Source organism: Microcoleus sp. Pol7_A1 (genome assembly GCF_036701085.1).
In the GTDB taxonomy this organism is placed as follows: domain Bacteria; phylum Cyanobacteriota; class Cyanobacteriia; order Cyanobacteriales; family Microcoleaceae; genus Microcoleus; species Microcoleus asticus.
This window is the reverse complement of sequence record NZ_JAUBQD010000046.1, coordinates 1-26,030: the sequence shown is the minus strand read 5'-3', so window position 1 is coordinate 26,030 and position 26,030 is coordinate 1. Positions and strand designations below refer to the sequence as shown.

The following is a 26,030-nucleotide window of genomic DNA, read 5'->3' as shown; positions in this document are numbered from 1 at the left end:
CTGCGGTTGAAACCGCTATTATAGAAACGAAGTCTGCCTAGTCTACGGCAGGCTTCGCTCACGCAGACTAAACAATGAATCGCATAAAAATCGCGAATTTTGTATTGCCACTTATCAATGATTAGCAAGTTGACTTAATGAGAGCGAACAACTGAGCAACTTTGGTCAAATCTTTATCTCCTGGCGCTATTTCTACGCCGCTAGAAAGGTCAACACCGCTGAAGTTATTGCCGATCGCGCTGTCAATTGCATTTAAAATATTATCGGGTGTTAAACCGCCCGCCAGCAGCCAAGGACACTGCGGTCTAAACTCTGATAACATCATCCAGTCGATCGTTTTTCCAGTACCGCCTAATTGCTCTGGATGGTAAGCATCTAGCAGTAAAGTATCGACACGAACAGCGTAAATAGCTGCAGTTTCTAGAGTTTCAGGAGTCTTAACTCTCAAAGCTTTGATAATTTCAATTCCCGGCAAAAACTCCCGCAGCCGATCGCAATATTCCGGCGTTTCATCTCCGTGTAACTGCACCCCGCTTAAATTTGACTCTGCCGCTACTTGACAGATGTTTTTTATTGTGGTGTTGGCAAAAACGCCGATGCGATCGACATTTTCCGGCAACTGCTCGACAATGACGCGAATAGTTTCTGGGCTGACATAGCGGGGGGAAGCCGGCACGCAGATAAACCCCAAAGCCTGGGCTCCCAAGCGGGCGATCGCAATTCCTTGGTCTAATTTAGTGATTCCGCAAATTTTAACCCGCACTCTTCCTCCTAGCTTCCGAATTTGTATCAAAATATCAACGAATTGTTAACTATTAAAACAAATCTTAGTTTAATGCAAACCGCTTTTTATAATCTTGGAAATCAATTTATCTGTGAAATCAGGAGATAAAAACATGATCGACTCATCTTTGCTGTTAGCCGTACAATCTACCGTTCCCTCAACGCCGGAGTGGTCGCCACTGGTAGGACTGACAATGATTTTATGCAATTTGCTGGCGATCGCGATCGGCTACTACGGCATCTCCAAGCAACACCGAGGCAAGGGCCCAGCTTTACCCGTTCAAGTGCCTGGAATGTTCAAAGGCTTCGGCATACCAGAATTGCTAGCAACAGCCAGCTTCGGCCACTTGCTCGGAGCCGGAGTAATCTTGGGCTTAGGTAACGCCGGAGTTCTGTAAAAATCAGGGGAAAGGCAAAGGCAAGGGGTAGAAAAGATATAATAGAAACTCTTTCTTGCTCTCCTTTCCCAGGAAAATTCATGCAGACAGGTTGGCGAATCGGCTCTTTATTTGGCATCCCCCTACTTATAGATTATTCGTGGTTTATAATTTTAGCCTTAGCAACCCGCGAATACGCCAGCAGTTACCGCCTGTGGGGGCCTGCGCTCTCCTGGAGTGCGGGGTTGGCAATAGCTCTGCTGCTGTTTGCTTCCGTACTCTTGCACGAACTCGGACACAGTTTGGCTGCCATATCACAAGGCATTAAAGTTAATTCTATTACCCTATTTTTATTTGGCGGAGTAGCTTCGATCGACTCAGAATCAAAAACTCCCGGTCAAGCTTTTCAAGTAGCCATGGCAGGCCCTTTCGTCAGCTTTGCGCTGTTTTTAATCCTCGGTTTGGGTTCTCAAGTTCTTCCCCCGAAAAGTTTGCTAGCAATTGTCACCGAAAGGGTAGCACTAATCAATCTCGTTTTGGGATTATTTAACTTAATTCCCGGTCTGCCTTTGGATGGAGGACAAGTTTTAAAAGCAGCTATTTGGAAAATCACCGGCTCTCGATTTGTCGGCGTTCGCTGGGCGGCAAAAACAGGACAAGTTTTAGGTTGGCTGGGCGTTGCCTTGGGTCTGAGTTTATGCTTGTTAGCGCGCGATTACGACGGTTTGTGGATTGCGCTGATCGGCTGGTTTGGCATTCGCAATGCCACTGCTTATAGCCGATTTACTTCACTGCAAGAAGCCCTGCTCAAAATTAAAGCCAGCGATGCGATGAGTCGCGAGTTTCGAGTTGTAGATGCAGATTTGACTCTGCGAGAATTTGCCGATCGATATTTGTTAGAAGTCAATCCGTTTCCATTTTACATTGCTGCCACCAACGGCCGGGATTTGGGCTTAGTGTCGATCGACGATATCCGCTTCACTGAACGCAGTCACTGGCAACTTCAGACTTTGCACAACATTTTGAAACCCCTCCAAAAAACCCCCACAGTCTCCGAAAAAGCATCCATTGCAGAAGTAATTAACAACATGGAAGCCCGTCAACTTTCCCGAATCATCGTCCTCTCGCCGATTGGTTCAGTAGCGGGGACGATCGATCGGGGTGACGTGGTTAAAGTTTTGGCAAAATACCTCAAACCGCAGATTTCAATCGCCGACATCAAGCGCAGCAAAGAAGAAAACAGTTATCCGCAGGGATTGCAGTTAAGTGCGATCGCCAAAACCGCACAAGAAAACTAAAAATTTGGCATTAGTCAAACAATTTGGGATTTGGGATTTGGGATTTGGGATTTGGGATTAAAAGAAGAAGAACCCCCGGATTCATCTGTGCAGACCATGTAAAATCCAATTCCACGATCTCAAATCAAAAATCCCAAATTGTTTGATTTGATAAGTTAAGAGGGGTGCATTTTTTCAAGGAAAGTTGAAAAAATAATTATCAATATGCCCAAATTTTTGCATCAATTTCATCATAAATTGAAGGATAGAGGCTGGAGTTGGAAAAACTTAACTCATTCCTTCCCCTTCCCTGACTTGCAACCTCTTGCTATTATCTGGATTGTCGTGACGGGAACTCTATTAGGAGTGCGGCATTTAGGCGGGTTGCAGCCATTGGAATTAAATGCTTTCGACCTCATGGTGCAGTTGCGCCCCGATCCAGGTGCTGACCCCAGGTTACTGGTAGTAACAATCACAGATCGGGACATCAATACTATTGAAAAATGGCCAATTTCCGATCGCACTTTAGCAAAAGCGATCGCCCAAATAGCGCGTCTTGAACCCACAGCTATTGGCATAGATATAATTCGCGCGACTCCCTACGAACCGGGGAATGCAGAATTAGCAACTCAACTGAAAAACCCCAAAGTATTTCCCATTACCTTCATCGGCAACTCAGAGTACGATCGAGCTCCGCCACCTCCCAACATACCAAAAGAACGGATAGGAATTAACGATTTAGTCCTCGATCCTGATGGTAAAGTGCGTCGAAATTTGATGTTTTCTGGCGATGGTAAAACGACACATACTTCATTTTCAATGCGGCTAGCTTTTGCCTATTTGGATAGCCAAAAAATAGCTTCTAAATTGACAGAAAAACAAGAAATTCAGGCTGATAAAACAGTATTTTCCAAATTGCGATCGGACTCAGGAGGTTATCAAAACATTAATGCCCAAGGCTATCAAGTCTTACTCAATTACCGCTCTGCTGAAAATATAGCAAAGACAGTGACACTAACTCAAGTTTTGGAGCAAAAAGTCGATCCTAAATTGGTGAAGGGTAAAATAGTCCTAATAGGCGTTACAGCCATAAGTGTCAACGATTTATATTTCACCCCTTACAGCGCTACTGCAAGCGGAAACCAGCCGATGCCTGGGGTATTAATTCACGCAACGGCCACCAGCCAAATTCTGAGTGCAGTTTTAGACGGCAAAGGGCTATTTTGGTATTGGGACGAATGGCAAGAAATTCTCTGGATCGCTGTTTGGAGTGCAGTGGGCGGCTGTTTAGCTTGGCGGCTAGAAAAATCGCTGAGTTTGATGGGAAGTGCGATCGCAGCTTGCGGCTCATTATTCGGATTCACCTTTTTCCTATTCATGCAACAGGGGTGGATACCTCTAATTCCCCCTGCTCTGGCACTTTTAATCACCGCAGCAGTTGCAGTCACCTATAAGTACGAGCAGTCGAGGCAACAGGAAGGGATTGTGATGAAATTATTAGGACAACAAACTTCACCCGCGATCGCAAATGCCCTGTGGAAAGAGCGCGTCCATCTGCTCGAATCAGGGTTATTGCCAGGGCAAAAAGTTACTGCTACCATCATCCTCACCGACTTGCAGGGTTTTAGTACAATCTCCGAAAAACTACCGCCAGAAGTAGTAATGAGTTGGTTAAATGAGTATTTATCAGCAATGGCCCAAGAAGTCCAAGAACATCAAGGCGTGATTAATAAATTTACCGGAGATGGAATGCTGGCAGTATTTGGCGTACCCATTCCGCGCACCACTCCAGAAGAAATTGCGGAAGATGCTCGCCTCGCCGTATCTTGCGCTTTAGCCATCAGTTCCTGCTTGCCACAAATGAATCAAAATTGGAGCGATCGCGGTTTACCGGCCGTAAAAATGCGAGTAGGCATCTTTACAGGGCCTGTTATGGTGGGTAGTCTGGGAGGCGCAACCCGTTTAGAATATGGAGTGATCGGCGACAGCGTAAATATTGCCTCTCGGCTCGAAAGCTGCGAAAAAGATCGGCAAGAGGACACTTGCCGGATATTGATTGCAGAAGAAACCTTACTGCATCTGGCAGACAAATTTGAGGTAGAATCTTGGGGAGCTTTGCTTTTAAAAGGCAGGGAGCAAAAAGTTAATGTCTACCGGATTTTGGGAAGGAAAAACAAAGAAAAAGAGAGAATCTATCCCTGAAAAATCATGGATTTCATATGAAAAAAACTACTAAGTTTATCATCAATCTGACATCTGTTGCCTCAATAGTATTGATAGCAACACTTAATGCTTCCCCATTAGCAGTTGTGGGACAGCCGACTCCAAACAACGTAGATGGCGGGCCACCCACTCGATCGGGAGGGCCGCGCTTCATTCAGCCTACTGAAGATCCTCTGACACCGAGCAATCCAGGGCCACCGAGAAGTTCACCGGGACCGACGCGCCGAGCAAGTCAATGCGTCAAGGGTAAGATAAAGCTAACAGCCTTAGTACCACCAAATAAAATCGGACGCACTGTTTCAGAATATCCTCTATTCTTTTTCTACTTACCTCAAACAGACGCGCCACTAGCCGAGTTTGTCCTCCAAGATGAAAACGGAAAACAGATTTATCAAACAACCCTCAAAATTAACAATTCATCAGGAGTCATCGGCGTTAGTATCCCCGCCAATCAAAATGTGTCGCCATTGGAAGCAGGGAAAAATTACCGTTGGTCTGTGGCATTGATTTGCGAGACTGAAGACAGATCTGCAGATGTGTCGGAAACAGGTATTGTGCGTCGAGTTGAACTGAGTGCAGATATCCGCAGTCAATTAGAGAAGGCAGATCCGCGCCAGAAAACCGTTATTTACGCTCAGAATGGGATTTGGCAAGATGCCCTCAGCACTTTAGCTGCCGCTCGTCGCGCTAATCCTAACGATGCAGAATTAGCTGCTGATTGGGAAAGCTTGCTGGATTCAGTGACATTGGGCGGAATTGCCAAAGAGCCGATCGTTGAAATTGAGCAGCAGCCATAGATGAGTTTTCCGATTTTAGATTGGCGATTTTAGCGAGATACCCGACTTCTTCAAGAAGTTAGGTATCTAGTATCTAATATATTTTCCTTCTTCCATCTTCCTTCAATATCTGCTATATCCTGCCATTCCCGATCCGAAAGCGGCTGCACTTCCAAATCAATTTCAAAACAGCGACAAGCGGCCGCACTCAAAACATCAATTACAGTTGCAATCAAATCATTCCCATCGGAAGATAGAGGTAATTTCACAGGAATTAATTCCTCCCCGAACACTTGAGAAAACAATTTAACATCTGGCTGCAAACGCATCGAACCGTGCTGCAAAATAGCATCCCCCCGTCGCAATTGGGCGCTACCAATTAACTTGTGGCCATCAAGTGTAACTAAATCCGCACCCGTCGCAGTACCAAAACAATTCGGATTGTGAATATAACCCCTTCCAGCTTCCCCGTAGTGCAAATCCAAACCCATCGCCCTCCAACCCTCAATCAAAAACTCGCAAATAGTCTGATAAGCTTTCATACGGCTGCTTCCAAATCCCGACGCCACAACTGCATAAGTTAAATCCCCTTGGTGCAGCACGGCGCGCCCGCCGCTGGGCCTCCTCACGAACTCCACAGGCATTCCCTGCCAAAACAACTGCTGCCAAAACTCCGGCCACCTGCGCTGGTGGTAGCCCAAGGAAATCGCCGCCGGTTGCCAAGTGTAAAATCGCAGAGTTGGGGGATTTTTGCCCGCTAGATGCTGTTCCAGTAGCCATTGGTCGATCGCCATCTGCACGCTACCAGACGCCGACAACAGTGGAATTAAACGCCATACAGAATTAGCCATCAGTTCCCACTCCTGAGTTCGCACTCAATAATTCGCAGAATGTTTTAAAATTAGTAACAGTTTTTTGGGCCTGTCTTGTCAGTTGGTACAAGTTTTACCGAGCCGGTGCTTTAGAAATAAATAGAAAAAATAATCGCAGAACCATGAGCAACAGTGTAATTGTCATTAACGACGAAAAATTTGAAACAGAAGTCCTGAAAGCTGAGCAACCAGTGCTTGCCTATTTTTGGGCTAGTTGGTGCGGGCCTTGCAAACTGATCGCGCCTTCGGTAGACTGGGTGGCGGCTAACTACAGCGATCGGCTGAAAGTGGTTAAAATGGAAATTGACCCCAATCCTAATACTGTGAAGCAGTATAAAGTAGAAGGAGTCCCAGCTCTCAGGCTGTTTAAAAATGCCGAAGTAGTGCTTTCTCACGAGGGAGCTATTACTAAACAAACTTTGATCGGTTTGCTCGACGCTCACTTATAAAGTTTGGAAATGATTGGGGAGTTTCCAACTCCCAACTCACAATTATAGCAATCGCAATTTTTTTTTACATCTCTCTTTTTTCCTCGATGTTCCTCTCAGACTCTGCGCCCTCTGTGGTTATTAAAAATACATTCACAAAGCAAATAAAAATGCCAAAGCAAAAAAATAAATAATATTGATTCAATATAAAAAGATTCCTTAAAATCCCAAAAAGTTACAAAAAATATGCAATTTGCCAAACGTTTAGAGCCACTGCAATTTAATGTATTTGCCGATATGGATCGGGCAAAAGCTCAAGCTAGAGCAGCGGGGCAGAATGTGATTGACTTGTCTCTGGGTTCTTCGGATTTGCCGACCGCTGCTCACATTACAGATGCGATCGCACATTCTTTGTCGGACTCCAGCACCCACGGCTATTTGCTGTTTAACGGGACGAAATCTTTCCGGGAAGCCGCAGCTATTTGGTACGAGAAAAAATTTGGGATTTCAGTAAATCCAGAAACCGAAGTGCTGCCGTTAATTGGTTCCCAAGAAGGCACGGCGCACCTGCCTTTAGCTGTACTCAACCCCGGAGATTTTGCTTTGCTGCTCGATCCGGGCTATCCTTCCCACGCGGGCGGCGTGCATTTGGCCGGCGGTCAAATTTATCCGATGCCGATATTAGCAGAAAATGCGTTTTTGCCGATATTTGAAGATATTCCGACAGCAGTGTTGGCTCAGTCGAAGATGATGGTTTTGAGCTATCCTCACAATCCTACAACTGCGATCGCACCTGTTGCTTTTTTTGAGAAAGCTGTGGCTTTTTGTCGCGAACACCGGCTAGTTTTAGTTCACGATTTCCCTTATGTGGATTTGGTATTTGACGATCGCAATTATGGAATTGAGGCGACTGGGAGCGAGGAAAACCGCAAATTGATGGCGCCGTCAATTTTTCAGGCAGATCGAGATAAGAGTGTGGCGATCGAGTTTTTTACACTATCCAAATCGTACAGTATGGGAGGTTTTCGAGTCGGATACGCGATCGGTAATTCCGAACTAATTGCAGCGCTGCGACAGGTAAAAGCAGCAGTAGACTTCAACCAATACCGAGGGATTTTGAACGGAGCGATCGCAGCTTTAACAGGCCCCCAAGATACCGTCAGAACAAGCGTAGAAACCTTCAGAAAACGGCGGGATGCCTTTGTAAACGCGCTGCAGGGCATCGGCTGGCAAGTCCCCGTACCCCCTGCCACCATGTACGTCTGGGCGAAACTGCCGGAACCTTGGGCCCAAGATTCCGTGAAATTTTGCACTCAGCTAGTACAAAGTACAGGAGTCGCAGCTTCCCCCGGTGCCGGTTTCGGGAAATCAGGAGAAGGCTACGTGCGATTTGCCTTAGTCGAGTCGCCAGCAATTTTGGAAGCAGCAGTTAGAAAAATTGCTGAGTTTTAAAATTGAGCGATGTAATCTGTGTCAACTTAAGCCGAAACACCGTTCTAATACTTAGGTACACCGGACTTGAGCTTTGAGGCAGGGGTTTAACCCCTGCCTGAGTGGGGTTTGGGCGTTTTTGGCGACACTCTTTGGGCATGGCGCCTAAGTCCCTACCCGCAGCTCAAGATTGGTTGGTGCAATTGCTAAAATATTGTGATTTATACCTAAAGGAATAGATATTTGCACGGAGTATCTGTCAAAATTTCAGTTAAGAAATGTTAACGCGAGGCATCTTGAGAATTGTCAGTTCCGCTCACCCACTCTAAAAATCCTTGAAATGAATTCTGTCGGGGCAGCGATTGTTCCGTAGCGGCGATCGCACATCCCAAAAATACCATACTCCCCAAAATTGCAATCAGCGGAAAATGCTTGCCCAGCCCAAAATCGCGCTGAATGCGAGCTAGCGGCCTGCTCTCGCGCCTGAGCATCTTTCCCACAGTCAGTTGTTTGAGACAAAAAGGATCGCGCACAAAATGACCGCTCCAGCTAATTACTAAATGAGAATGGCAGTGAGGACAAGTGAATAGTCCGCTAACCATCCCGACTGGGCCTACGACGCTGGAACGGTTGCATATCGGGCAAGTGACAGAATGAGTGTTATAGGTGGGAGCGTTCATAACTGTTTTTCTTGAGTAAAAAAAAACCAACAACTAATTGGGAGCCTGTGTTAACGCCTAAGGTATAGACCTGAAGAGGCACTTTTCCTTAATTCCTAGTTTACCGCTCGGATCGGGTCGATCGCAGCTCATTGCTTTGGAAAACCTTCAAATTGCCAATCCCGCAACGAGTGCAAGTCGGGAGTACAGGTGAGATTGTATTGCAACGGAGTAACCGTTATTCTGTTGTCGCGAATAGCTTGTACGTCCGTAGGAATATCATGCAACACCGCCGAATCGGGGATCTCTTCTATATCTTCTAACAATTCCCCAGCTAGCCAATAATAAGTTTTGCCGCGCGGATCGGTGCGCTTTTGAAATATGTCGAAATAGCGGCGAATTCCTTGACGGGCGATCGCAACTCCGGTAATTTCTGCTTGTGTGACTGCTGGTATGTTGACATTCAACAGCACCGGTTTGGGCATTGGCTGTTTTTCCAACTGTGCCAGCAAGGTAACAGCGAAATCCACCGCCGGTCCAAATTCCTGCGAAGTATAGCTCGCGAGGCTGAAAGCAATGCTGGGAATGCCTTCCATAATTCCTTCCATTGCTGCCGAAACCGTGCCCGAACAGATGATGTCCGTGCCTAAATTGGGCCCGTGGTTGACGCCGGAAAGGACAAAATCCGGCGGTTTGTCAAGTAAAGCCCACAAAGCGAGTTTCACGCAGTCGGCGGGAGTTCCCGAACAAGCCCAAGCTTGGACTGCAGGATCAAAAATAGATTCGACAATTTCGGCGCGGATGGGTTGGTGCAGGGTGAGGCCGTGACCGGTAGCGGATCGCTCTCTGTCGGGACAAACTACGCTCACGTCGTGACCGGCAGCGGCGAGAGCGTTGGCGAGGCTGCGGATGCCTTGTGCAAAGATGCCGTCGTCGTTGCTAATTAAAAGTTTCATTGAAATTTTTATAGGCCTTATAACAATACTAAACTAGATTCAACTAGGGCGATCGCTCTAACATCGAATTACCTATTACGAATTATCCGTAAATACCGAAAATCTAAAATCTAAAATCTAAAATCAACAAGACTGTCGAGCCAAAATTGCGCTAAACTCAACTTGGCTCAAAACTGCCATCAATCTAAAATCTAAAATCTAAAATCTAAAATCAAAATGACTGTCCAGCTAAGCGACATTGAAACTCAACTAGAAACCCTCGGTCAAGAGTCCAAAAGTGCGATCGCCACTGCCAATACCCTCGAACAACTCGAACAGTTGCGCGTCGGCTACCTCGGCAAAAAAGGTCAACTATCTCAAATTTTAGGCATGATGGGTAAACTGTCGCCAGACCAGCGGCCCAAAGTAGGTGCGATCGCCAATACTGTAAAAGAATCCCTGCAAGCCGATTTAGAAGACAAGCGCGCCGCCCTCCAAACCGCCCAAATCCAAGCCAAATTAGCCTCAGAAACCATCGATGTCACCATGCCGGGGATTTTTCGCCCCCAAGGCCGCGTTCACCCCTTAAACGCCGTCATAGACCGCGCTCTCGATATATTTGTCGGCCTCGGATACACCGTCGCCAACGGCCCGGAAATGGAAACAGATTATTATAACTTCGAGGCGCTCAACACCCCGCCGGACCACCCAGCGCGGGATATGCAAGATACATTTTACCTGCCAGGAGGCGACTTGCTGCGGACTCAGACATCATCTGTGCAAATTCGCTACATGGAACAGCACAAACCACCGATTCGGATTGTCTCTCCCGGCCGCGTTTACCGCCGCGATACTGTTGATGCTACTCACGCGGCAGTCTTTCACCAAATTGAACTTTTAGCAATTGATGAAGGTCTGACATTTACTGACTTGAAAGGCACGATTAAAGAGTTTTTGCGGCAAATGTTCGGGCAAGATTTGCCGATTCGTTTCCGCACCAGTTACTTTCCGTTTACGGAGCCTTCTGCCGAAGTAGATTTGCAGTGGAACGGCAAATGGCTGGAAGTTTTGGGCTGCGGAACGGTCGATCCTAATGTTCTTAAAGGAGTGGGTTTAGACCCAGAAAAATATACTGGGTTTGCGGCCGGTTTTGGGGTCGAGCGGTTCGCAATGGTACTTTATGAAATCGACGATATTCGCCGGGTTTATGCTAGCGACTTGCGCTTTTTGCGGCAATTTTAAAGCATGGTTTGGGGTCGGTTCTACAAACCCTCTAGAGATTTTGCTTAAGCTACATCAATTTTTCTGTTTCAAGTAAGCAGACAAGAGCGACAAAACCATAAGATATGGTGGGCGGGTGAGTGCAAGTAACTCTTGCTATCCGACTTCTTGCAGGTCAAAACCCGCCCCCTCACATCAGTTTATTCATGCCCGCTTACTTAAGTAGACAAGGCCTTTGCACTTACCTACTTATTTATTTTCTAATTGCTAAAAACATCCTTGATGCTGTCAACAGCGCGCTCTACAGCATTTTTGGTATTATCTACTGCTTCCTGAGTCCGAGCTGAATCTTCCGATGCTCTTTTCTCAATTGTGGCCGCATCTTTCTTAGCTTTGCGCTCTACGACACTACCATCCTCCGATGCTCGATCGACTTTAGCAGCATTTGTCTTGGCAGTTTCCTTAACCTTCTCTTCTGTATCTCGGATGAAGTTCTTGGCTCGTCCAGCATCTTTGCTGGCTTTTTCTTGAACCTTATCGCCCGCATCTGGATCTGCTGCCATCGAGTTTACAGCAGGAGATGCCATTGCTGCGGTGTTGGAGAAGAACGCACCAGACCAAACGAAGGCCATCGCTGACACGCAAAGCACAGTTGCAGCCATCCAGCGCCCTAAAGTCGAAAGCCGTGTTGTAAAAGAATTCAGTTTCATACAATACACAATGAGATATGACATTCTATTTCTAACCGATCAGAGCGCTCGGCTGAACCGTTCTCTAGAGAGAGGTTATCCGCCGACCAACCGTTAAAAAATTTCCCTCTTTTGATAGATGGAAGCAAGGAATGTCAGTCAATTGTAGATTTTAGATTTTAGATTTTAGATTTTAGATTTTAGACTTTACTCTACAACCGCCATGTGGAATCTTGAACTTTGGTGAGCCGATTTTAGATTAAAGATTAAAGATTAAACAATTGATATCAAATCTATTAGAAGCGGAATTATTCATATATCTCTTCTCTGCATCTGCCCTCATCTGCGTCAATCCCTTGTCATCAGCGGTTCGAGAAATTATATTTTTTTAACCGCAAATGAGGGCAGATAAACACAGATTAACGCAGATGAATTAGATCGAGTCCGGTTGCAGCGTCCGTGATTGTTGACAGTTGACTGTTGACTGGATTTTACCAAAACGATGCTGCCGGATTTGATACAGCGCTTTGCATCTAAATGGAGTACACCCCTCCCCAACCCTCCCCGAAGTTCGATGAGGGCGCCCGATAGGGCGGGTGGGGTCGAAGGTACTTCACTTAGTTGAAATCTGCTGTATTTACGAATAGGTTGTTTCGGAGATTGTGTGTGGGATGTCAATATATAATACTTAACCAACAACTAATGACTAATCGCAATTCAGGATAAAAGTCAATACTGTTTCATCGATTCCCTTTAGTTTCAATGGCTTATATTTAACAATTCGATTTTCCTCAACATAATCTGCAACCGCAGCCGAAATTAGCACAGTGTTTGGTTGCGCCACCTCTTGCAGGCGGGCGGCAATATTCACGCTCGGCCCGATCGCAGTATAATCCGATCGGTCGGGGCCGCCAAACATCCCTACCACCGCAGTACCCTGGTGAATTCCGCAGCGAAACCGCACCGGAAGCACCCCATTTTCCCCAACAATTCCCTGCTCCAACCAGCCCTTGTTAAGCTCCTTCAGAGCTTGCAGCATTTGGCTAGCAGCAGCTACAGCGCGGCGTACTTGCTCGTTAGGCGTTAGTTCCTCGGGCGCGCCAAAGAAAGCCATTACCGCATCTCCGACAAACTTGTCCACCGTACCGCCGCTGTCAAAAATAGCCTTAGTCATTGCCGCCAAATATTCATTCAAAAGCTCAGCTACCCGGCGCGAGCGCAGCGTATTTGACATTTCCGTAAAACCGACAATATCGCTAAACAGAATAGTAATCAATCGCGGTTCCGGGCGCAAATCCAAAGCCAAATCTCCAGCCGCTGCGGCCTTCACCATCGACGGCGGCAAAAATCGGCGCAGCACCGACTCAGTTAAATAACTGTTCAACTGCTGCACTCGGCGCTCGTTTTGTTTGAGGGCGAGCAAATTCCGCACTTCCGCCAACAATTCGCGATCGTTAAAAGGCTTGGACAAATAAGCATCAGCACCCCGTTCTACTCCTTCAATTCGAGTATCCTCGTCGGCTTTAGCAGTCAGCAAAATTGCCGGAGTTCCCTGCAATTCCTCATCCTCTCGAATCATCCGAATCAAATCCAAGCCCGAGATCAAAGGCATCATCAAATCCGTTATAATTAAATTAGGGTGGCGTTTTTTTGCCACGGCAAATCCTTCTTCTCCGTTGCGGGCGAGCAAAACTGCAAAGCCGGAATCTCGCAAAATTGCCGACACATAAAAGCGCAAATCGGGATTGTCGTCAACCACCAAAACCGTTCCCACTGCTGTTTCCGATCTAACCGGTTCGAGCGCCTCAAAGTTATAATTTTCTGCCTCACTTTCCGACAAATCCGCCTCCACATCTGCAAGTTCCACCGCAGCTTTGGATGAGTGAAACTCCGCAGGTATTTCTAGTACCTGTTCCGGGGGCAAGTGAGTCGAACCGAAGTGCAGCCAAACGGTAAAAGTAGTACCTTCGCCGTAAACTGACTCAACGGAAACTTGACCGCCGTGGAGTTCGACTAATTCTTTGACAAGTGCCAAACCTAAACCGCTGCCTTCGTAGGAACGGCTGGCAGAACCTTCGGCTTGGTGAAAGCGCTCGAATAAATAGGGAATTTGTTCGGTGCGAATGCCGATACCGGTGTCTTTTACTTGCAACAAGCAGTGAGCGCCGGCTGATTCAACTTTCAGGGTGATATTTCCGCCTTCTGGGGTGAATTTGACAGCATTAGATAGCAGGTTGTAAATAACTTTGTCAAATCTTTCAAGGTCCAAATAAAGTAAAGGACATTCTTGCAGTTGGGTAATTAAGTGCAGTCCTTTTTTCTCGCAGTAAGCGCGAAACGACTCTGCGGTAGAGTAACAGAAACCGACCAAATCGCAGGGGCGAAAACTCGGCTGCATCCGTCCGGCATCGAGCCGCTGCAAGTCCAGCAGTTGATTTACCAAGCGCAGGAGGCGGCGGGAATTGCGCAAAGCGATTACTGCTTGTTCGTAGGGCAAGTCTTCTTGGCGCCTGCAAGCTGATTCCAGAGGGCCGATAGTTAGAGTTAGAGGTGTGCGGAACTCGTGGGAAATATTTTGGAAAAACTCGGTTTTGAGCCGATCGGCTTCCAGAAGCCTTTCTGCCTGCTGTCTGGTAGTCTGGTAGAGGCGCGATTGCTGCACGGCCAGAGCAGCTTGAGTTGCCACTATTTGAGCCAGGTCAATGTCTGAGTTGTTCCAGCGGCGGATGCTTCGATTTTGGCGCAGGGAAATGCTGCCGATGATGTTGCCTTCTGAGAGCAAGGGAACGACTAACAGGGCGCGGGCTGGCGATCGAACTTGCAGTTCTGTAACATTTAACTCGGGGTGTTCGTGGAGGTCTTCGATCGCCACCGGCTCTTTTGATACCATAACTTCCAGCAACACCGGATTCCCCCGAATCGGCACCAAAGACTGGGGTAGGGAAGGATGGGCAAAAACCCAGCCGCGAGCTTTATTAGCAGCATCCGCAGAACTCGTCTCATGGCCAAGAGGGTTCGCAACTACATCTGGATCGTTAAAACCCTGTTCTACAGTCACGGTATCTCTCTTTGCGTCGTATAGCCCCACGCATTGGACGTATTCATCATCTTCTGTCCACAGAGATAGGGCGCAGCCGTCAACTTGCAAAGCTTGGCCAAGCTGTTGAGTAATGGCTGCAAAAATATTTTGGGGATCGAGACTCGATCGAATTGCCGTAGTAATAGTATTGACTAAGGCTTCGCGCTTAGCCAGCGCCCGCACCTGTTCGTAAGCCCGGGCTTGAGAAAGCGCCAAAGCCGCTTGGTCGGCCACCGTAATTACCAACTGTACCTCGTGGTCTTGCCACTGGCGCGGTCGATCGAACTTGTGCAGCGCCAAGACTGCCATCAGTTCGACTTTGTAAAACAGCGGTACGATCAAGCTCGATCGAATATTCGCAGCTTGGTAAGCCTGCTTTCGCTGTTGATTATCCCAGTTTAAAACTCGATCGTCAGTTTGGGCATCTTGAATCACCTCTACATCCCGAGTTTCCCAAACCAAATTCGGCAGCAAATCCGGGGATAGTTCGGCGGCAGAAGCCTCTGCGGGCGTGACTTCCTCATCGCCGCCCAACCCTTGAGTTTCGGCCTTCTGGTAAACGAACCACTCATCCGCCACCCGGCCGTCTTGGAACGGCCGCAGCAGACAGCAACTCACCTCAAACATCTGCCCGACGCTTTCCACAATTCTTTGCAGCATTTGCTGGTAATTGGGAGCCGAGCGGATAGTATTGGTAACCGCATACAGCAGCGATTCTTGGCTCAAAGCCCTGCGCAGTTCATTGGTGCGCGTTTTCAGAAGATTGTGAGTCTCAACAGCTTGACTGACAAGAGTTATGAGTTCTTGAGCATCCCAAGGCTTGGTAACGTATTTGAATACTTTGCCAGCGTTAATAGCTTCAACTAAATCTTCAACATCCGTATAGCCAGTTAAAATAATTCGGATCACGTCGGGGTATTGAGCCGCCGTCAGGCTGAGAAACTCCGTACCGCTCATTTTTGGCATTCGCTGGTCGGAGATAATCACCGCAACTTCTCCCTGTTTTGCCAAAATTTCGAGGGCAGCGGGGCCAGATTCGGCTCTGAGCACTTTGTAGTCTCGATGGAAGGTGCGGTAAAGCAAGTCGAGGTTATCCGGTTCGTCATCGACGATCAGAATTTTTAGCTTAGGATTTTCTTGGGAATTCATGCACCGTTCTCCTGTGCCCCGGGGCAGTTCGATTTAATAAGTCTGATGAAAGGAAGAATTCACCGATTTCAATTGCTCAAGTCATACCATTTTCGATTTTCGATTTTCGATTGGTAATGACTGATGAAATAAGAGTTGGGAGTTTGCCGACAGTGCCATTATTTTGGGAAAATGGTATCACAATAATTCGTGGACCTGAAGTTTTTGTGAGTGTGCCGAGGCAAGCATCAACCTTGATTTTTGATGTCTGGGTTTTTAATTCGGAATTCTTCTGAGCCACAGTTATCTATCGTGCACCCCAATTTTATTATTTAATGATATTCACATAAACTCCTCTCCCAAAAAGTTTTCTGAACCCCTTAAATCTATGCAGCACGAGAGCCAACACGAATCGGGCACTTTTAACTGCCGTCTGGATCTCTTAGAATACATAGGAATAACCGTCCTGATTGTGAGTTGATTTGCCAAATTGATGTTTTATTCTGGCTCCTGGGCCTGTTTTATTTGGTATGTGAAAGCTGCCCGCAGCACGATACAATAGACAACCAACATCTTCGCCTGTGTTTTTCCGCACAGGTAACAGCAACTTTAACACTCAGCCAAGGATACAGGTCGCAATCCGGCGCCAAGCCCCTGACTGATATTCGGGGGTGGCCCACAGACAACAGAGCCGTCTGTGGGAGTGACGCAATTGCTGTACCATTTTAGTTAGACTTGCACTTTTTTTCCCGATCGCGGCATTTTTTGTGCCTCCTGCAGACCTTCGACAAGCCAATTACTGCGGCGAAACACCGCAAGCCAGAGCATCCATCTGTTAATCTTAGCTAGGGATGTACTCTGTGGAAACCGGTCAGTCGATTTAGATTTTAGATTTACTCCACAGATGAATCGGGGAGCTTGAACTAGGGTCTAAAATTTTGATCTATCCACGACGAGTGTCGGGGGGTTGTATCGGTTTTTGGGCGGGGTCAATCAGCTCGATCGAGGTTTTGAATGTCTCGATCGCGCGCAGCGCAGAGTATCGCAGCACAGTATCGAGCCGACGGGGGATAAACCCCCGCAGACTGTTTCCCGGCATCCAAATTTAAATTGGACGGTTGGGAGATTAGCCCCTGCCGCAAAAGGCGCCGGCCGGTTCGATCGGGGACGCGCGATCGATTGCCCAGAACTGCTGAAAGCTGGGTTGCCAGGCCGGGGGCCGGCGGTGAACATCCGACGCGCGATCGCGCCCGGTTTTAGTCTAGCCAGTCGTGGAGTTTTTCAATTACCCCTTGAGGGATAAATTATATTCGATCGGGTATTTCCGCAAGCAAAGAGGGGTAGAATTCCGGGAACCTGACCTTAAAACCTTTTTGATTGTTTTTAATACCTTTCCCGCTAAGCTGTCGCGCATTTAATTGGTAAGCTAGTGTTTACTTAAACTCTTGTGTCCTGGGCTCTCCTGCCAGCGATCGAGCTTCAATTTAAATGCCAAGTAGCCGATCCACAAATCTAGTATTCGGGGATAGCTTTTATTTGGTCATAGCTAGAGTTTTAAACCCTAAAAAATTCCAATTTACATCATAAGACTACTTAAAGTCAACAAAAAAAAATGTAATTTAATCTTGCTAATAAACCATGCCTATAAGTTACGTTATAAGATCAGTATAACATCAGTGAACTTTCTAAGAGGGCAGCTTAGAAACCCGCGTAGAAAAATTAATATAGTGGCCTGGCATTGTGAATCCTTCCTTTTTTTCCTCACCCTCTCACGAACAACAAACTCCCGGACTTTCTGGTTTTTCGATCCGGGTGGCTGCACCGAACGACTTGACGCAGCTAGCTGATATTTTGGCCATGAGCTTTCACTCCCGCCAGGGGTTTGTAGAATGGGTGTATCCGGTGTTGCGTTTGGGCATTTATGAAGATTTAAAAAATCGACTGCGTTCTAAGGCAGAACATTACATTTGTCTGGTTGCTGAGCTAGTCTCGCGCGAGGAGGGAACCCAGAATTATAGATCGCACCGAGATCAGCGCATGGCAGGAACAGTAGAAATGGCTCTGCGTTCTCGCTTTCCTTGGCAAATCCCGAGTTCTGAGTATCCTTATTTGTCCAATTTAGCCGTTCACCCAGAGTACCGGCGGCAGGGAGTTGCTCAACAATTACTCAGCAACTGCGAGGAGACAGCCAGAGAATGGGGATTTTCTGAGATTTACCTCCACGTTCTGGAAAATAATCACGCGGCGCGACAGTTGTACTATCAAGCCGGCTATCGGTTGCAACAGGTGGATTGGAATTGGACTTGTTGGCTGTTCGGCCAGCCGCGCCGGCTGTTTTTACGCAAGCAGATTTTGCTCTCATAAGCTAAGTATTAGAATTGATCGTAGGGAATTGGGACGAACCAGGAAAAAGGAAAAAACAGCTATCCGTGCATCTGTGACTTCCGCATCGTGAATTAAGGGAATTGGTAATAGGGAATTGCGACGTAAAAGGAAGAAGTATTGACTTATATACGAGAAAATTATTTAGTTCAGGACTTACGCAGGCATCCTACATATAGCGTGCCGAAAAAAGGATCTTGCGTTTGCTCTCACGATCTTATTGTGTCACTTCGGGGAGGGTATAAGACGCCGACAGCAACCAAATATGTAACTGCTCGCTCCTTAAAAAAAGTACAATAATAATTTATATAATAGTTTATCAACCATTTTTCAAATATTAGAATACTCATTTGAACATCTCAGACGTGACGGTTGTTTGATAGCTTTTTTTCATAAATATAAATTCGGCGGGCAACTAGGGATAACTTTTGTATTGTCTCTAATTATTTTTGGGTGTGTTCAACATTTTTTACGATGCCGAGCGAGCTTTGACCAACCATCGCCAGTTATTCCTGGTTCTATCCCCAATCCTCCCGGGGTCGATAGGTAGTTATCCCGCTCGTAGATCACTTCTGGCCTGACGAGTGGCTGTTAATGGTTCTCCAAATTCTTGCGTTGTAAAATAGCGATAGTTCTCTTCATCTTTTTGAAGATAAATCTCAGCTTCCACTACCACGTTTAGCCTCACCCTCATTCAAATTCATCGATGAGTATTGCCAAAACTATTGACACCTGTTTGATGAAGTCAGAAATTATGAAGCATTTAATACCATTTTTTTAAAGATGTGATAGAGATAAAGAATGTAAAATCCAAGACCATCCGGTGAGAAAACCAATGACGCGAGCGGTGAAAGATGCCAAAATTTCCTTGACTTTTGTGCGGAGTTCGTCAAGATTACTAAACACCGACTTTCGCTAAAAAATCTTTCAGATATTCCCACACTCTTTCTGTCGGATTTACTTCGGGACAAGCCGGAGGCTGAAATAGTAAAATAACATTGTCGGGTAATTCAGATGAGTCCAACTTATGAGCGGGTGCGTTATCTACTTGAATGATGTGTAATTCATGAGGATATTGTATTGACAAAAGTTGTAAATATGCTTCAAAACAAACTTTGTCTAAATGCGAAAACTCCCAAAAAAAACTCTTTCCAGTAGGGATTGATACTGCCCCATACAGCCAAAAACACTCAAATTTCCATTGATGCTTCCCCATGGGCTTTACGCCTGAAAGCGTCAGCTTGCGCCGACTTTATTGTATGTAGTCCTAGGCGAGTTTCATCGCTACACCAGTAAGTAACTTTTTTATATTTGTTTACTTGAGGTAAAGCTTTGTCTAGTAAAGCTTTTATCTGTTGATGTAAGTTATTTTTAAATTCATTAATTGCCGTAGATTTTTGAGAAATACTGCGAGGTCTGGGAATTTTTAATTTACTTTTTAATTCCCCTCTTACTAAAGAATATACAGCCTGGTAACTACTGGCTATTCCTTTAATCAACCATAGCCAAAGATGAACTTCTTTATAACTCTTAAATCCTTCGGGATCTCTCAACTCTTGTTGCAAAATCGCTGCTATTTCAACTGAGAACTTTTTTGGGCGACCGAAAACCTGCCTATTTTTTAACAAATTTTCCAGACCGCCCCTTCTATATTGTCCGAGCCAGCGATGAATCGTTGCCTCACTTTTACCTAAAACAGCGGATACTTCCCGCACAGTTTCTACTTGTTTTGACTGAAATAAATAAAGCATTTGGACTTTATTATAAGCTAGGATTCTTCTTTGTTGCTTGAGGATTTCTCGCAAATTTTCTCCAGATTCGGTAATCTTTATATGAGGACGACCAGACATTGTAATACTCTCCTTTGATTTTTACACAAGTCTATCACATCTTTAAAAAAATGGTATAAAATCCTAAATCTCGAACTGTTATCCAAAGTCCCCCGTAAATCATTGGCAAAAATAGCCAGAAGGGTTGGGTTATCCAATAGCCAATCTTTACATGACTTTTGACAGAATTCTATCGGCGAACATTCAGCTTTAAGAGAGACTCGATAAAAATTGGTTTTTCAGTTAATTGGAGAGCAACAAATTATCCGGTGTATTGATAAAAAGTGATATGTCAAAAAAGGTAAAGCCACTGATTATCTATCCAAACAGTACATTGGAAACTTAGGTAAAACCGCCCTGGGAATTGTATCGTCAATGCCTATGCAGTTGTAGGAGGAATTACTTATCTATTGCTGTTTAAAATCTTTAAGCCCAGAGGCTGTCTCCTACCCGGAGACACCTATAAAGCCAAACCTCAGCTAGCGTAGAGATTCTGCAATAACTCACTCACAGAAATTGGATTTTATATCTCCTGGGTTTTAGCAGGCAGTTTATCTGGGAAAAGTGGAGAGGTCATTGGTACATTATATCGCTTAGGGTTGCATTTTATCGTTGCCATTGGCAGCAATCATGGTGCCAGAGGAGAGATCGCGCCTGGAGAACGAGTACGTTATAATAGCTGGAAACCTTACCAACAACAGCTATCACATCGTCAAGCCGATCTCCGATTTCTGAGAAAAATTATTTTTGGGAAACGCTATCGGCTGAGATACTACCCAATTCCCTTCATGCCATACTACCGATCGAACTGGTGAAAACTGTTGGTATATTATGACTAATCTTGAGGGAAGATTTACCTCAAAGTTGCTCGATTTTATAGTGTGAGAGATCGGATTGAGTATGGCTTTAAGCAAGCCAATAACGAGTTAGGGGATGGGTCGATAATCGTGGCAGGCATTATCCGAGCAGAGAACGGTGGTGGAAAATCATTTTGAGTGTTTACTTATTAGTATAGTAAGAATTCACGCCAACTATTTCGATAATGATGATGAGTTAGCTCGGGATTCAACCAATAAATTGACTCTTTCATCTCAGTTTATTCTCCAATTTCAGCAAGATAGTTTTTGGTGGTAGAATGCTAACACATATAAATGTACGATGAATAATTTAAAATAAATCATTCAACCGTACATTTTTGTTATTTAATTTGTCCCTGCTTAGAAGGATTTAAGCTGACAAGTCTGGGACTAAAATTGTGCCAATTAATCCATTATTTGAATTAGTTTCGGACTCTTCTTAATGAACCAGTAGTTATGGATTTGCTTGCTGCGAGGGTCTTATATTCTCCCCCAAGTGACAAAAGAGGGATTAAATATGCGATTTAGATGCACAACAGCTTAATAGTCGCATTACGAAATTCAAATTTATAGTCAACACGATCGCTCCCTTCTACTGTTCTACAAGTGCTGGAGATAAAACGCCGTCGTCCATAAATTGCAGCAATCGCTGCCTTAAAGTATCTAAACCAAAGCTTTGAGTGGCCGAAATAAATACAGCTTCGGGATATTCTTGCTGGGCTAAAGCTAGAGTTTCGCTATCGACCCGATCCACCTTATTAAAGGCAATCAAAGCTTTCGCTGGAACGGCAGGCATTTCTTCTAACACGTCCATCACTGAACGGATATGGCTTTGCCAAGCTGGATGGGAAAGATCGACGACATGAAGCAGGGCATCTGCCTCAGTAACTTCCTCTAGTGTGGCTCGGAACGCATCCATTAGCGGTGGCGGGAGTTCGTGAATAAATCCAACCGTGTCTGTCAGAAGAACCGATCGCCGTTCCTGGGTTTGCGGATCTGTAATGACAATCTTTCGCGTCGTCGGGTCGAGGGTGGCAAACAGGCGATCGGCTGTGTAAACTTCGGCATGAGTCAACACATTTAACAGGGTGGATTTACCCGCATTGGTATAACCTACCAATGCAATAGAGGGGATTTCTTGCTGCTGTCGTTGTTGCCGTAAGCGGGCGCGATGTGCCTGTAATTGGTTTACGGATTGCTGGAGTTGCGCGATTCGTCGCTGAATGACTCGTCGCTCAGTCTCTAGTTTGGTTTCACCAGGGCCTCGCGTCCCAATTCCAGCCCCTAATCTTGACATCGCCTGACCTCGACCCCGAAGCCGAGGTAGCATATACTCCAATTGCGCCAGTTCCACTTGCAATTTACCTGCCTGGGATTGAGCACGTTGAGCGAAGATATCGAGAATGACTTGAGTCCGGTCTGCTACTTCGATCCCAATCAGGCTTTCCAAGTTTCGCGCTTGAGAGGGAGAGATATCTCGGTCAAAGACAATGAGATTGGCTCCAAGCTGATGAGCCAACAGCGTAATTTCTTCTACTTTTCCTTGACCGACGACAGTTTGAGGATGGGGATGCGATCGCTTTTGCTGCACCGTCTCCACTACCTCTCCTCCCGCACTCTCAACTAACCGGACGAGTTCGTCTAGTCCATCTTGAAACCTTTGGGCAGTAAGATCCTCGGTCATTAACCCAACCAGCAGAACGCGATCGCCCTCAGTCTCAATTGCTGGGAATTGAGATGTTTCAAAGCCTGCTTCTTCAAACTCCCTTTCCCATCCATCAACTAAGTCGTCGAAGTCTTGCTCAGTCAGGTCATGCAGACTGAGGGGAGGAGAAACGAGGCAAGGCGTGTCTAAATCGGGTACGAGGTGAGCTAGATAAGCTTCTTTGACATAGCCAGTAGCGCTGTCATCTCGTCTTTGGGTTCCATTGCTGTTGGGGATTAACACCACCAAAGCATCTAAGCGTTGCCGTGCCATTGCCATCAGTGCCGCAGCATCAGGTGCCTCTCCTTTGAGTTGAGTGGCAACGCAACGAATTCCACTCAAGTGCCCAGCGCCCTGTTGAGGCAGCTCTTGCGGCGGAATTTGAGTCTGTTGCGGCGTACCTACCCCGACTCGGACTACCTGCCCGCGTCGATTGATGTAGCTGCTTACTGGCTGATGAATTTCTGTACTAATGGCTGCTAGCTTCTGAGCAAATTCGGGGGCGATCGGGCGATCGCTTGGCTGCCGCTGCTCGGAAAGCTGCTGTAATTGTTTAATGTGACTCGGTTGTAATCCTTTAAGATTGCCGTAAATATTATCGCTCATGTTCCTCAAAAAACTTGCGTCTGAATCCGTTGACTCTATATGTTTCTATCTGTTATTTATCTTACCTTTATATCCTATCTTTCCTGGAGAGTAACTAGGGTATGAAGCGACAAGTTGCTGTTTATGATAACAGACCGTGAGAATCATTTGAAGGTTCAAATAGAAGCCTCCCAAATCTTAATCGTCAATAAAAAAAACCCTCGCCTTCCACTTAGAGATTTTCCGGCTCAATCAGCCCCATCTCTGGATAGAAGCACAGTCATTTTAAGCATTTTGCTAGAAAGTCTTTCATTACTATAATTTCCCGATTTTTTTCCAACCCATTCCCTATTTATTAACCTATCCTTCTACCTAAAGGACTGGACTAATGGTAAACAACAGTCGCAATATCCATCACCATGTCGTATTTGTCGCGGTACGACTTGCGGGCGACTAATCCCTCAGTGAAATAGTGCATTGCCACTTTTAGTTCGCTATTATATCCACCGAACTGTTCTAGGAGCAACCTAGCAAGGTGTGGCTCTGGATCGGACAACCGCGAATTGAATTCCAGCTCTTTGACGTGATCAAATATTTGAATTTCTTACCTAATCTTGCTGTGCTTTGATGTGCTAGCTATCGGGAGCAAAGCTTGAATCAATTCAAAAAAATGTCAAAAAAATAGACGTTTAGAGAGCCAAGTATTGTAGGTTTATTTGCTGCCTCTAATTAAACAAAGTAACGGCTACAGTTGCCCTGGCTTTATACCTAAACATATAGATTGGAAAAGGATTTTTTCTAAGCTCTTCTTAAAAGAACTCAACGAATAAATTCAGGAAACTGTAGCGCATTTTTTCAATCCAAAAACCATCCAGCTACGGGAATGAGCATACACTCATCCCGCAGTAGGACGGTATCAGTCCTCTCTTAAGATCTGGGCGACGTGTTCATCTGTGGCATTGTTTGTGTTGGTTGGAAAAACCCCAAGTAGGCAGCGACGATAGCTGTTAAGGCGTTGAACCAAACATTATTCCCAAAAATCGGCATTAAGCCGAACGTTGTCTGAGCGACTGGTAGCAATCCCATGATTGCGATTAAGGCATAGGCGATCGCAAAACCCCGATTGTAGAGACGTGCACCACCCGAACTGGTATAGGCAACAATCCCCACGATCCCAACTATTATGTGTACGATGTTATGCAAGAGATTGGTTGGAAATAGCCCGAATAGATAGCCAAATCCCGCCGAATAGATGTTAGGAGATGTATCAACCGGGATAGCAGCACCTGTAGGTGGCAGTGAAACAAAACCTGGTACAAATCCAGCCACACCTATAACCGCGAAGAGGATTCCGATAATCAGGGCACAGTAACGCTGTCCCATATTTTCGCTGTTCATTTTGTCCATCTTTTTTATTCCCTCATTTTTTCAAATCTTCTTGAATGGTGTTCTTATCGCTTTTATTTTCACTTCAATGGAGTTCCCTAAAGAATAGAAAGAAATACTATTGGGTAAGCTGAGGCGAGATATACCCCGCAAGTACCGTCAGATTATCTATTCCTATTCTTCACCTACTCCCCACTCTTCATTTGAGAATCTCCTAGAAGCAGTGCAATAATACTTTCTATTAAAGCCATATTTTAGCCCGTTTACTCTATCAAAAGGAAGAATTAAAGCGGTAGGATTAATGCAGAGTGACAAACTCTTCGATAACTAAAGGATGAAGCCGATTGCTTCATCAAAATGTTTCTTAGTTGCCCTTAAGTGGGGGGATAAAGCCAGACATTTAATAATCTCTACAGCCGCTTCACCCACCATGTGAGCAGCACTGGATCAGATCGGCTATCAACAACTAACTTGATTAACGTGAGTTCGACGCGAGCGTGAGCGACTGGAAACATAAACGAACTCTTGCTCGCGAGCGCGGTCACTCACGGGCTAGACAATTATCGCAGACGGGCTTTGTTGCTGCATCAACTGTCGCGCTCCGCGATCGTGAGGCCCTCAGGAATTACGCATAGACGCTATATAATATAGGGTTCTAAAAATCCCGAAGCCTCGGAAAAATAGGTGAGCCGTTGTCATGAATTTAAAAAGTTAAATTTTCAAGAAGTTCCCAACTTTTCTGTTAAGCTATCTGACAATATATAGTGAAATTTTAATTCATTTATAGAGTAAATATAGCAATATATTTTTATTAAAATTTTTCTTAGTTTTTCAATTTAATGTGCTGCTTTTTAGAGGCAATTCCACAGTAAGACTGTACAATAAATAATATGATTAATGCGAACACAACTTGGGGAGAATTAGCAGCTTCTATGCCGATTAAGGGTTTTACTTCGGATGAAATTATTGAATTTTTTAACGCATTTTGTCAACTTTTTTGATATCGGTTGTGTCACATTGGTTTAAGTCATTGCTTGCTATAGATTCCGTGCTGTTGGTATAAACAGTAACACAAAAAAAATTGTTTGTCGAAAAGTTGCGAACTTTTATGAGTTTTTCTGACTGAATTTTTTGTGATGTCCTCTCGATTTTTTTTAGTTATTTATTTATACTTGGATACTCCTCCGGTGTCATGTACTAAACGATTTTTTTTCTGTCGGCAATAGTAAATCTTTCCCAAACTGTCAATTTTGCTATCAGTTTTTGGGACGCATACCAGCTATCCATAAGCACTTGGGCGAAAGAGATCTGTTTGCTGTTGACCAAACCATCTATAGCAATCCTAAATGATTTATGAGATAATAGCCAAAATCACTACATAATTTATCTATGTTAGAAGAATTAACGG

At 45.4% G+C, this 26,030-nt stretch carries 18 protein-coding genes and 1 pseudogene; 9 read left to right on the top strand and 10 right to left on the bottom strand.

The genetic code is table 11. The annotated features are described in order from the left end of the window. Positions 1-121: 121 nt before the first annotated feature. Positions 122-763: a phosphoribosylanthranilate isomerase gene (locus tag QUA20_RS22620; RefSeq protein ID WP_333191342.1), complete on the bottom strand. Its 642-nt coding sequence runs from the start codon at positions 761-763 to the stop codon at positions 122-124. A 133-nt stretch (positions 764-896) separates the two neighbouring features. On the opposite strand from QUA20_RS22620, the gene psaK reads away from it, so the two are divergent. From psaK to QUA20_RS22600, 4 genes are all read left to right on the top strand, one after another. Beyond that, positions 897-1,181 carry a photosystem I reaction center subunit PsaK gene (gene psaK / locus QUA20_RS22615; protein WP_333191298.1) on the top strand — a complete coding sequence of 95 codons (285 nt, stop codon included), beginning with the start codon at positions 897-899 and terminating at the stop codon, positions 1,179-1,181. 80 nt (positions 1,182-1,261) lie between these two features. After that, a complete protein-coding gene (locus tag QUA20_RS22610) occupies positions 1,262-2,458 on the top strand; it encodes a site-2 protease family protein (RefSeq protein WP_333191296.1) in 1,197 nt (398 codons plus the stop codon). Positions 2,459-2,662: 204 nt separating this feature from the next. Further along, complete coding sequence (locus QUA20_RS22605) at positions 2,663-4,639, top strand: adenylate/guanylate cyclase domain-containing protein (protein WP_333191295.1); 1,977 nt, start codon at positions 2,663-2,665, stop codon at positions 4,637-4,639. 17 nt (positions 4,640-4,656) lie between these two features. After that, positions 4,657-5,457, top strand: a complete 801-nt coding sequence (locus QUA20_RS22600; RefSeq protein WP_333191293.1) for a DUF928 domain-containing protein — start codon at positions 4,657-4,659, stop codon at positions 5,455-5,457. 50 nt (positions 5,458-5,507) lie between these two features. On the opposite strand, the gene QUA20_RS22595 is transcribed toward QUA20_RS22600, so the two are convergent. Continuing rightward, a complete protein-coding gene (locus tag QUA20_RS22595) occupies positions 5,508-6,287 on the bottom strand; it encodes a biotin/lipoate A/B protein ligase family protein (protein WP_333191291.1) in 780 nt (259 codons plus the stop codon). A gap of 143 nt (positions 6,288-6,430) precedes the next feature. On the opposite strand from QUA20_RS22595, the gene QUA20_RS22590 reads away from it, so the two are divergent. After that, entirely contained in the window at positions 6,431-6,757 is a 327-nt protein-coding gene (locus tag QUA20_RS22590; protein WP_172188562.1) for a thioredoxin family protein, read from the top strand. A 225-nt stretch (positions 6,758-6,982) separates the two neighbouring features. Then, positions 6,983-8,188, top strand: coding sequence for an LL-diaminopimelate aminotransferase (locus QUA20_RS22585; protein ID WP_333191290.1), 1,206 nt, complete (start codon positions 6,983-6,985; stop codon positions 8,186-8,188). A 260-nt stretch (positions 8,189-8,448) separates the two neighbouring features. On the opposite strand, the gene QUA20_RS22580 is transcribed toward QUA20_RS22585, so the two are convergent. Both QUA20_RS22580 and surE read right to left on the bottom strand, forming a co-directional pair. Further along, a complete protein-coding gene (locus QUA20_RS22580) occupies positions 8,449-8,847 on the bottom strand; it encodes a hypothetical protein (RefSeq protein WP_172188566.1) in 399 nt (132 codons plus the stop codon). Between the two features lie 128 nt (positions 8,848-8,975). After that, complete coding sequence (surE, locus tag QUA20_RS22575; protein ID WP_333191289.1) at positions 8,976-9,782, bottom strand: 5'/3'-nucleotidase SurE; 807 nt, start codon at positions 9,780-9,782, stop codon at positions 8,976-8,978. A 216-nt stretch (positions 9,783-9,998) separates the two neighbouring features. Here surE and pheS point away from each other — a divergent pair, with 216 nt between their 5' ends. Next, complete coding sequence (gene pheS / locus QUA20_RS22570; protein ID WP_333191287.1) at positions 9,999-11,003, top strand: phenylalanine--tRNA ligase subunit alpha; 1,005 nt, start codon at positions 9,999-10,001, stop codon at positions 11,001-11,003. 239 nt (positions 11,004-11,242) lie between these two features. On the opposite strand, the gene QUA20_RS22565 is transcribed toward pheS, so the two are convergent. Further along, positions 11,243-11,692, bottom strand: a complete 450-nt coding sequence (locus tag QUA20_RS22565; RefSeq protein ID WP_172188572.1) for a hypothetical protein — start codon at positions 11,690-11,692, stop codon at positions 11,243-11,245. Positions 11,693-12,377: 685 nt separating this feature from the next. Continuing rightward, positions 12,378-15,899, bottom strand: a complete 3,522-nt coding sequence (locus tag QUA20_RS22560; protein ID WP_333191285.1) for a response regulator — start codon at positions 15,897-15,899, stop codon at positions 12,378-12,380. Positions 15,900-16,845: 946 nt separating this feature from the next. On the opposite strand from QUA20_RS22560, the gene QUA20_RS22555 reads away from it, so the two are divergent. Then, positions 16,846-17,181: a hypothetical protein gene (locus tag QUA20_RS22555; RefSeq protein WP_333191283.1), complete on the top strand. Its 336-nt coding sequence runs from the start codon at positions 16,846-16,848 to the stop codon at positions 17,179-17,181. 437 nt (positions 17,182-17,618) lie between these two features. Beyond that, entirely contained in the window at positions 17,619-18,242 is a 624-nt protein-coding gene (locus QUA20_RS22550; protein WP_333191282.1) for a GNAT family N-acetyltransferase, read from the top strand. 795 nt (positions 18,243-19,037) lie between these two features. On the opposite strand, the pseudogene QUA20_RS22545 reads toward QUA20_RS22550, so the two are convergent. From QUA20_RS22545 to QUA20_RS22530, 4 genes and pseudogenes are all read right to left on the bottom strand, one after another. Continuing rightward, positions 19,038-20,110, bottom strand: a pseudogene (locus QUA20_RS22545) (IS630 family transposase). 1,428 nt (positions 20,111-21,538) lie between these two features. Beyond that, positions 21,539-23,257 (bottom strand): GTPase HflX, encoded by a 1,719-nt coding sequence (hflX, locus tag QUA20_RS22540; RefSeq protein WP_333191280.1) that lies wholly within the window; start codon positions 23,255-23,257, stop codon positions 21,539-21,541. Positions 23,258-23,621: 364 nt separating this feature from the next. Then, on the bottom strand, positions 23,622-23,831 hold the full coding sequence (locus QUA20_RS22535; protein ID WP_333191341.1) for a manganese catalase family protein: 210 nt from the start codon (positions 23,829-23,831) through the stop codon (positions 23,622-23,624). Positions 23,832-24,163: 332 nt separating this feature from the next. After that, the gene (locus tag QUA20_RS22530) at positions 24,164-24,643 is read right to left on the bottom strand and encodes a DUF4383 domain-containing protein (protein WP_333191278.1); all 480 of its coding nucleotides are present in this window, start codon (positions 24,641-24,643) and stop codon (positions 24,164-24,166) included. Positions 24,644-26,030: the final 1,387 nt, after the last annotated feature.